Origin of the sequence: Deinococcus alpinitundrae (assembly GCF_009982895.1) — a bacterium.
GTDB classification, from domain to species: Bacteria; Deinococcota; Deinococci; order Deinococcales; family Deinococcaceae; genus Deinococcus; species Deinococcus alpinitundrae.
The window spans coordinates 1-6,258 of record NZ_WXZL01000057.1 but is presented as its reverse complement, the minus strand read 5'-3'; the positions used below and the strand labels follow the sequence as shown (position 1 = coordinate 6,258).

Annotated in this window: 7 protein-coding genes; all 7 read right to left on the bottom strand. The window is 61.2% G+C overall.

Features of this window, described 5'->3' with window-relative positions; translation table 11 throughout:
- Nucleotides 1-38 precede the first annotated feature (38 nt).
- Entirely contained in the window at nucleotides 39-2,930 is a 2,892-nt protein-coding gene (locus tag GUI70_RS21940) for a PAS domain S-box protein (protein WP_161884410.1), read from the bottom strand.
- 414 nt (nucleotides 2,931-3,344) lie between these two features.
- Nucleotides 3,345-3,761 (bottom strand): response regulator, encoded by a 417-nt coding sequence (locus GUI70_RS21935; protein WP_161884409.1) that lies wholly within the window; start codon nucleotides 3,759-3,761, stop codon nucleotides 3,345-3,347.
- A gap of 270 nt (nucleotides 3,762-4,031) precedes the next feature.
- Complete coding sequence (locus GUI70_RS21930) at nucleotides 4,032-4,694, bottom strand: NAD(P)H-dependent oxidoreductase (protein ID WP_161884408.1); 663 nt, start codon at nucleotides 4,692-4,694, stop codon at nucleotides 4,032-4,034.
- Nucleotides 4,695-4,819: 125 nt separating this feature from the next.
- Nucleotides 4,820-4,993, bottom strand: a complete 174-nt coding sequence (locus GUI70_RS24120; RefSeq protein ID WP_202630556.1) for a hypothetical protein — start codon at nucleotides 4,991-4,993, stop codon at nucleotides 4,820-4,822.
- Between the two features lie 6 nt (nucleotides 4,994-4,999).
- A complete protein-coding gene (locus tag GUI70_RS24115) occupies nucleotides 5,000-5,224 on the bottom strand; it encodes a hypothetical protein (protein WP_202630555.1) in 225 nt (74 codons plus the stop codon).
- 17 nt (nucleotides 5,225-5,241) lie between these two features.
- The gene (locus GUI70_RS21920) at nucleotides 5,242-5,733 is read right to left on the bottom strand and encodes a universal stress protein (protein WP_438503508.1); all 492 of its coding nucleotides are present in this window, start codon (nucleotides 5,731-5,733) and stop codon (nucleotides 5,242-5,244) included.
- Nucleotides 5,734-5,776: 43 nt separating this feature from the next.
- Nucleotides 5,777-6,258 (bottom strand): GAF domain-containing protein (locus tag GUI70_RS21915; protein ID WP_161884406.1); only part of this gene is annotated, 482 nt, incomplete at its 5' end.

The following is a 6,258-nucleotide window of genomic DNA, read 5'->3' as shown; positions in this document are numbered from 1 at the left end:
GCGTCCTGGCATTGAGGCTCCTTCGCGCTGTGAGCAGCCTAGCGGCTGGTCTGGGCGAAGTGGCTTGGCCGTTGGTCCGCTCGAGGGGGTTCATTCCAGGCGTCATACACATCCACCATAGAGAACGCTCTGGCAGTGATGGGGATGGCTTCGCCCTTCAGACCCAGCGGGTAGCCGCTGCCATCCCACTTCTCATGGTGGTACTGCGGGATGTCCAGGGCCGGGCGTAGAAACTTGATCGGTGAGAGCAGTTGCACGGCGTAACCCGGATGCTTTCGCATCTCCACCCACTCCTCGTCCGTCAGCGGGCCGGGTTTGAGCAGCACCGCATCCCGGATGCCCATCTTGCCGATGTCATGCAGCAGCGCGCCCCGCTGCACATGGACGAGCTGCTCAGGTGAAGCTCCCAAACGCCGACACAGCGCCACGGTCATCTTGGTCACCCGCTGGGAGTGACCTTCAGTCTCCTTGTCGCGCAGATCGAGCGCCCTGGCCCAGCCCTCGATGGTCTCGTCGTAGGCCAGCCGTAGCTCCAGGTTCCGGCGTTCCAGTTCCGAGAAGAGCTGGGCATTATCCATCGCGATCGCCGCTTGAGCGGTGAGCATCTCGAAGGTCTCCAGCCACGCCGCCGAAGGCTCGAACGGTTGCCGGTGCAGCACCTCGATCACACCCACCACCTTGCCCTTGGACATCAGTGGCGCACCGTAGTACGCCATCAGCCGTTCCCGGCTCAGCACTTCCCGCCACGCCGGTGGAACCAGGGTGCTTTGCAAGTCCGGCACGCTCATGGCTTGGCGGCTGAGCGCCACCTCCCCCGCCAGACCGCTGCCGAGCCGCACGGCTGACCCTTGCAGCGGCGTGGTGAACCCCCAGGTGCCGGCGTACTCCAGGATCAGGGTATGCGGATCGAGCAGCAACAGCGTCACGGCGTCAGCTCCGAGTTGCTGAACGACATTGTCCATGATCAAGCCCAGGGTGACTGACAGCTCCTGCGTCGAGGCGATGGCCTGATCGATCTCCCGCAGACCCGTGACATGGCGCAGTTGTTGACGAAGTTCTTGGTTGAGGTTCTGGATTTCCTGCTCCGCCGCAAGCCGGTCAGTGATGTCGCGCGTGATCCTGGCCACGCCCACGACCCGGCCAGCCGCATCGAAGACTGGGGAAGCCGTCATGGAAACCGGGATCCGGTGTCCATCTTTGGCGATTCGGACCGAGTCGAAGGGTTCGATGCGCTCACCTTGCCCGGCCCGTCTGAGCACCTCCGCTTCCTCGGCGTGGAGTTCCAGTGGAACGATCAGTTCCATCGTCTGGCCAATCGCTTCGGCCTTCGTGTACCCGTACAACCGCTCGGCTCCGCCGTTCCACGAGCGGATGGTGCCCTCGAGGCTGACCCCGACGACGGCGCTGTAACTGGCATCGACGATGGCTGCCAGGAACGACTGATCTTCCTCAGCAGCCCGCCGCTGGGTAATGTCGCGACCCACCGAGTAGAGCAGCGGGTCACCCGGCACCAGGAAGGTATTCCACTCCATCCACACGATGTGGCCGTCTTTGTGGAGGTAACGGTTCTGAAACACACTGGGGACTTGCCGGGTGCTGATCAGGACGACTTCTGCCTGGGTCCGAACAAGGTCATCGGGGTGCACGAGGTCGAGGTAGGAGCGGCCGATCAGCTCCTCGGGTGTGTACCCCAGGATGTGCTTGCAGGCGGCACTGGCGCTGATCACTTCGGCATTGGAACTCGTGGTCGTGATCAGGTCCAGCGACAGGTCCAGGGTGCGCTGGAGCGCTTCGGCACTCTGACGATAGCGCTGCTCACTGGCTTCGAGCTGCTGGCGTGCCTGTTTCTCCAGGGTGATGTCACGGATCAGCATCACCTGACAGACCTGTCCGCCCAAAGTCACCAGGACGATCGACATGACCGTGTCAGCGATCGCTCCGGACTTCAGGCGAAACTGCACCTCGCGGTTGAGGACCTTGCCCTGCTCTTGAAGGGTTCGTCCAACGTCTTCCAGCTCCATCGGGTCGCCCCAGAACTGCAGATCGAGCGCGGTGCACCCGATCACCTCCTCGCGACTGTAGCCGCTCTGGCGCAGGAACTCGGGGTTGACGTCGAGGTGGTATCCGGTGCTGAGGTCTGAAACAACGATGCCGATGGGGCAGGCCTGAACGATCGTCCTGAAACGCTCTTCCCCAACCCGCCGCTCTTCCTCCCCCTGACGGCGCTGGGTGACATCGCGGGTAAACAGTGAGACGCCATCCTCGCCAGGGTAGGCGGTGGCCTCCAGCCACCGTCCCACTTCGGCGGTGAAGCTGACTTCGTGCTGGACAGCGCCGGTCTCCTTGGCGCGTTGAAGTGCTTGACCGATCGGCCCCGGGGTCGCCGCAGGGAAAACGGTGAAGAGGTTTTGACCGATGAGCTCAGCGGGCTGCTTGTCGGCCATAGCGGCAGCGGCCGGGTTGACGTAGGTAAAGTTCCAGTTCTGGTCGAACGAGACGAAGCCGTCCGTGATCCGCTCGAGGGTCGACCTGAGCTGCACTCTGGCCTCTTCACGCTCGGTAACGTCGTTCTGGAAGCCAAAGTAGTACGTCACGGTACCGGCAGCGTCATGGACTGGACTGAGGGTCAGCTCGTTATAGAACAGCGTGCCGTCCTTGCGGTAGTTGCGCAAGGTGACGGTCAGGCCCTGCTGCTGGGCCATCGCCTGTCGGATCTCCTGGACCCCGGGTTGGTCGTGGTCCTGGCCCTGCATGAAGCGGCAGTTGCGCCCGAGGATCTCGTCGGCTGCGTAGCCACTGAGCGCTTCGAAGGCTGGGTTGACGTACACGATCGGGTGGTCGAACTGACGGGCGTCCGTCATGACGATGCCGACCGTGCATGCGGTGAGGGCCTCGCTCAGGAGCTGGGGATCCGGTGATCTCGGGGTCATCGCCTGCCTTCTCGGACATCAGCTTGGTGAGATACCAATGATAGAGTAAGCCACGCGTTTTTTCAGAAACGCTCGGTTGTGCACCAACGCCACCGGTGTGTCTCAGCGCTAGTCGCGCTTCTGCGTAAAGCAGTTGCCGAACAGTTCTTAAAATTGACAGCAGCCGAGGTGAAGATCCTCAGGGCTTTGCGGGAGGGTGCCGAGCTCACGAGGCACCTGCGGGCTGAGCGTGGACCGTATTCCATTCTGAGTGGTCGACGGCTCAGCATGCCCCTGGTCAAAGGCCGATCTGTGGGATCACCGGCATGACCTGACCGTGCCCCTCACCCCCTGATGACGGCCCACAACAGAAGAAGCCCCCGCTCCCGCCACTCGGCCAGGGCGGAGGCTTCTTCTGTTGCGGACATGCGGCGTTCAGGGCGAGGCGACCAATAGGGCGCTCTGCCAGAAGCTCAACAATCCAGATAGCTGTCTCTGAAAGCCCGAAAACTCGACTGGCTTTACCAGGTAAAAATTGGCTTGGAGATCGTATGCCTCAGTGATGTCTTCTGGCCTGCGCGACGTGCTCAACATCCCGACCGGCAAGTGACGCAGTTCGGAAGTCATCTTGATCGCCCTCAGAACCTCGAAGCCGTTCATCTCCGGCATGTTGATATCCAACAACAACAAATCAGGGAGTCGAGCACCAGCCTTGAAGCTCGCGAGGACCGCTGGACCCGACTCACTGAAGGTGAATTCGCAGTCCAGACCAGGATAATTCAACGCCTCTTCAGCGAGCAGACAATCGGCGTAGTTGTCATCGATCAGCATCAAGCGAAAGGGACGCTTCATGTCCTAGAGCTCGCGGGAATCACAAGCGTCTTCATGAGACGTTCAATTTAACACGCCACCCTTACCTCGGCAGGATTACCGCTGTGTCCACCATGAACATGACCATGACTAAGCCACCGATGGGCACCAGGTTCCCGGCGTCGAGTTACAGCAGAATCAAAGCCTGACCGCCCAGCACCGTTGGTATGGTCACCGAACGAGGTTGATCACGTCAAGGCAGACTTGCTGGAAGCGTAAATAAAAACGCTCCCATGGACTGAGGGAGATCGCTCAACCGAACTTCACGGCACGTGAGGGCAAGTCGCTGAAAGCTTCTCCAACACGCTCGAGCTGCTGCGCTCGCGTCTCAGGCGTCCCTTTGGTGGGTGCAAAACTTACCACCGATTCCAGCGCAGTGAAACCACAAAACCAGAACATCCCGTGCAAAATATGGAACAGGATCACGTCCATCTCACCGTCACGGGCCTCCGGACCAAAGTGTTCTTCCAGACTCCCGGTGGTAAAGAGCAGCATGGCCTGTCGCCCCCTGAACCCTCCCTTATCGAATGTCCCTACACCACCGCCGTAAGCGATGCCCATCGTAAAGACCCGGTCCACCCAGCCCTTGAGGATCGCGGGCAGCGAGAACCACCACATCGGGAACGAAAGTACCAACAGATCGGCGCGCTGAAGTTTCTCCAATTCGGCAGTGACATCTGGAGCGAAGGTGCCCTCCCGAGCAGCGCGTGTTTGCTCAGGACCAGGTTTGAAATGACCTTCCAGGACATGCCTAAAGTCCGAGCGTCCGAGCGAAGGGTTCCAGTTCATGGCGTAGAGATCGCTGATCTCCACGGTGTAGCCCTGTTCTTGAAGGGTTTGGGCCGCTTTGCGCATTTGTGCGGTGCAAAATGAGTTCGGCTCAGGGTGAGCGTGAACGATCAGGGCGTGTGGCATGGCAACACATTGACATGGAAACCAACACAAAAAGCCCCCGCTCCCGGCATCGATCAGGGCGGGGGCTTCTCGTTGCGGTCGTATGACTGGGGCGGTGATGACCAATGGAAGGGCCAAGTTCTGACCTAACGGATTTCTCCGCCCTCTCCCCTCGCGGCCTGCAGGGCCAAGCCGCCCATCGTGAGTCCCTGGACCAGCACCGAGAACACCACGATGACGTAGGTCATCACCAGGAACAGCTCCTTCTCCGGCCCGACTGGAACGCTAAAGGCCAGCGCCACACTGATCGCGCCGCGCAAGCCACCCTAGACCTTCAGCCGCCGGGTGAACGGAGGAAAGCCGTGTCGATGCCGGAGCAGCCGAACCGGAACCGCCACACTGAAGGCGCGGATCACCAGCAGCAGCGGCACCGCAATGACGCCCAGCACCAGCGCCTTCACACTGAACGTTAACGCCACGATGTTGAGCGCCAGCAACACGAATAGGAAAATGTTGAGCAGCTCGTCGGTCAGCTCCCAGAATCCATCCATGCCAGAACCTGCTGGTCTCAGGAATGTGGCGCTTCCACACCACTCCAGCGCTTGCTGACCAGTCTGGATGAGCTGTAGCGCACCACTTGTACGGGTATACGTGCGTTCAGGAGTACCCCGTGTACAACCTGACCCAGCGTCCCTGCAGCAGCGTTCCCTTGACCGTGTAGGCCGATCACAATCAGTTCCGCGTCCAGTTGATCGGCCACCATCAGGATGCTCAGCACCACGCCACCCACAAGTACAACCTTTTCTTGCAAACCTTCAGACCCAGGGTCGTGTGGGCTGAATCCGCTTCTGGCAGGAACGATCAGGCAATTTGGTGGACGGCGCGCCAGTAAGCTTAGCTCCTGAAGGAGAGTGTGCGCTGCTGGTTCCGCTTCGTGTGCTTCGAGCACGTGCAGGAGCGTGACCGTTCCGCCGATGGCCCGCGCCACATCAAAAGCGTGCTGGGCCACATTCCGACTACATACGCTGAAATCCACGGCAACAAGCGTCTGACGCAACACTGGCGGTGCCCCCTCTTCCTGGCCCCAGCCTGACCTCTGGGCCTTACGAGCCCGTTACCGGCGTGCTGCCTTTGCCTTCAGCGTCGGCCACCCCGACGTACAGCGCGTCCTTTCTCAGTGTGAACCCCAGTGTTCGGGCCGCCTGCGTCAGCAACGTCCGTTCGTGCGTCCTCCACGTTCCGATGCGCGGCGGACGCGTGACCGCCAGCACTGCATCCACGGTGCTGGACTGGCCGACAATCGGTACCGCGCCAGCAGAGGTGGGGTTCGTCTCGGGTCCGGCGGCCAGCAAATGCGCGATGTTCTCGGCGTACTGCGCCTCGCCAGTCTGCACCACCTGGCGGCAGAGTGGGACCGCGTCCAGAGGTAAGGTGCCGAGCTCCAACAGCGGATGCAGTTCCGGAGGCACTTCGCCCCAGACCCGGTTGACGCGCAGCACGCCTCGATCCACCAGGAAGATGAACAGCGACTCCAGGTGCATGGACGCGCCCAGCGCCTCGAGGGTCAGGTGCGCCACTTCATCGA